Source organism: Bifidobacterium sp. POST2/T3 (B1) (assembly GCF_058197115.1).
Genome location: NZ_JBVPQK010000364.1, coordinates 1 through 2,635, shown reverse-complemented (window position 1 = coordinate 2,635; position 2,635 = coordinate 1). Strand labels below are relative to the sequence as shown.

2 protein-coding genes are annotated in these 2,635 nt (G+C 59.7%); both read left to right on the top strand.

Features of this window, described 5'->3' with window-relative positions; translation table 11 throughout:
* The coding region (locus AC0AP0_RS11650; RefSeq protein WP_490430584.1) for an ABC transporter ATP-binding protein at nucleotides 1-1,599 on the top strand (1,599 nt) is incomplete at its 5' end.
* A 284-nt stretch (nucleotides 1,600-1,883) separates the two neighbouring features.
* The coding region (locus tag AC0AP0_RS11645; protein ID WP_490430583.1) for a DUF5107 domain-containing protein at nucleotides 1,884-2,635 on the top strand (752 nt) is incomplete at its 3' end.

Genomic DNA, 2,635 nt, shown 5'->3' with positions numbered 1-2,635 from the left:
ATGAGCCGCTACACCAACGACACGGATACCCTCCGCCAGGCCATCTCCCAGTCCTTCCCGCAGATGGTCTCCTCGGTCCTGTCCGCCTTGGCGGCCCTGATCTCCATGCTCTGGCTCTCCATCCCCTTCACCGTCCTGACCCTGGTCTTCGCAGCGGTCCTGATTGTGGTGGTCCGGGTTCTGGTTACCCGAAGCGGCCGGTACTTCGTTCACCAGCAGCGCTATCTGGGCCAGGTGAACGCCTTCGTCGAAGAGGCCGTCAACGGGCAGAAGGTCGTCAAGGTCTTCAACCATGAGGATGCCACCGCCAAGGTCTTCGCGGAGAGGAACGAGGAGCTCTTCCAGGCCTCGGCCCAGGCCAACACCTACGGCAATGTCACCATGCCGGTCGTGGGCAACATGGGCTACCTGCTCTATGTCATCCTGGCCATCGTCGGTGGGCTGGCCGGCATTGCGGGCATGGGCAATGTAGGACTGACCGGAGCGGGGCCGCTGACCCTGGGAACCATCGTCTCCCTCCTTACCCTCTCCCGCTCTTTCATCAACCCCATCGGCCAAGTCTCCATGCAGTTCAACATGGTCATGATGGCCCTGGCGGGCGCTTCCCGAATCTTCGACCTGATGGACCAGCCTGTTGAATCAGACCAGGGTACGGTCAGATTGGTCAGCGTCGAACTGGCCTCGGACGGCCAGACCATGACCCCCGTCGACCACGAAACAGGGCACTGGGCTTGGAAGCGTGAGGCCGATGACGATGGCAGGCGCTCGCTGGAGGCCGCCATGAAGCTTCCCGGCGATGCCCGAGATGTGGCCCTGAAGGCCAAGGATCAGGCAATCACCTCTCCTGATGGGCGATACACCCTCTTGCAGGGGGATGTGCGATTCACCGACGTCAGCTTCGGATATAACCCGAGCCAGCCTGTCCTGCACGACATCACCTGGTTCGCCAAGCCCGGGCAGAAGGTTGCTCTGGTTGGCGCCACTGGTGCTGGCAAGACCACGATCACCAACCTGATCAATCGCTTCTACGACATCCAGCAGGGGCAGATTCTCTATGACGGGATCGATGTGAGGAACATCCGCAAGCCTGACCTCCGCCGCTCCCTGGGCATCGTCCTTCAGGATGTCAACCTCTTCACCGGCACCGTCCTGGACAACATCCGCTACGGGCGCTTGGATGCCACGGACCAGGAGTGCATCGAAGCTGCCAGGATGACCAACGCCGACAGCTTCATCCGCATGCTTCCACAGGGTTACCAGACCGTTCTTGAGGGGGATGGAAGCGGACTGTCCCAGGGTCAGCGCCAGCTGATCTCCATTGCCAGGGCGGCTGTGGCGGATCCCCCGGCTATGATCCTGGACGAAGCTACTTCCTCAATCGATACCAGGACCGAGGAGGTGGTCCAGCAGGGCATGGACGCGCTGATGCGCGGCAGGACGGTCTTCGTCATCGCCCATAGGCTCTCCACGGTTCGCAACTCCGATGTGATCATGGTCCTGGACCACGGGCGAATCATCGAGCGCGGCAATCACGATGAGCTGATAGCCAAACATGGCGAGTACTACCAGCTCTACACCGGAGCCCTGGAACTGGAGTAGGGTTCTCCGGGATTGCCGAAGGTCGAAGGAGGGCGCCGAAAGGTATGACCCGGCGCAAGGCGAATGCCAGCCTAGGGGGTCGGTCCTTGATGGGCCGACCCCCTTTCATGTGTATGTCCCCGTCCATTCTCAGCTGTCGCCCCGAGCTGAACAAGTGTCGGTCAGTCATAGGACTCAGTAGCAATTTTTTAATATTTTCAAACAATTTATGCAGTTCTGAGGGCCGATTCCGACTATAGACTGAGAGCAAATATATACAGTTTTGCTGAGCAGACAAGGGGCTGATGACCATGGGCGTCACAGTGAAAGTCACAGAGCTGACGATTCCAACCTACGGAATCGGAAAACCGGACAAGAATCCGCAATTTATTGAAAATCGAGTCTACCAGGGTTCTTCGGGTCGGGTCTATCCCTACCCGGTCATCGAGACCATCTCGGATGAATGCAAGGATCAGGACTACAAGGCGGTCATTCTGGAGAACGAATACCTGGAGGTGACCGTCCTGCCTGAGCTGGGCGGACGCATCCAGTATGCCCGGGACAAGACCAACGACTATGACTTCGTCTACCGCAACCGGGTCATCAAACCTGCCCTGGTGGGCCTGACCGGCCCTTGGATTTCCGGCGGCATCGAGTTCAACTGGCCGCAGCACCACCGGCCCAGCACCTTCCTTCCAGTGGACTGCACGCTCAAGGACCTACCGGACGGTGGCAAGGCGGTGGTCTGCCATGATACCGACCGCATATACGGCACCCAGGTCACCACCACCATCGCCTTGCATCCCGGGATCAGCGTCATCGAAATCTCGGCCCGGCTCTACAACGGCACGCCTTTGCCACAGTCCTTCCTCTGGTGGGCCAACCCGGCCGTGGCGGTCAACGAGCACACCAGGACCGTCATGCCACCAGATGTCACTGCGGTCATGGACCACGGCAAGCGCGACGTCTCCCGTTATCCCATCGCCACGGGAACCTACTACAAGCACGACTACTCCCAAGGAGTGGACATCAGCCGTTACAAGAATGTGCCGGTACC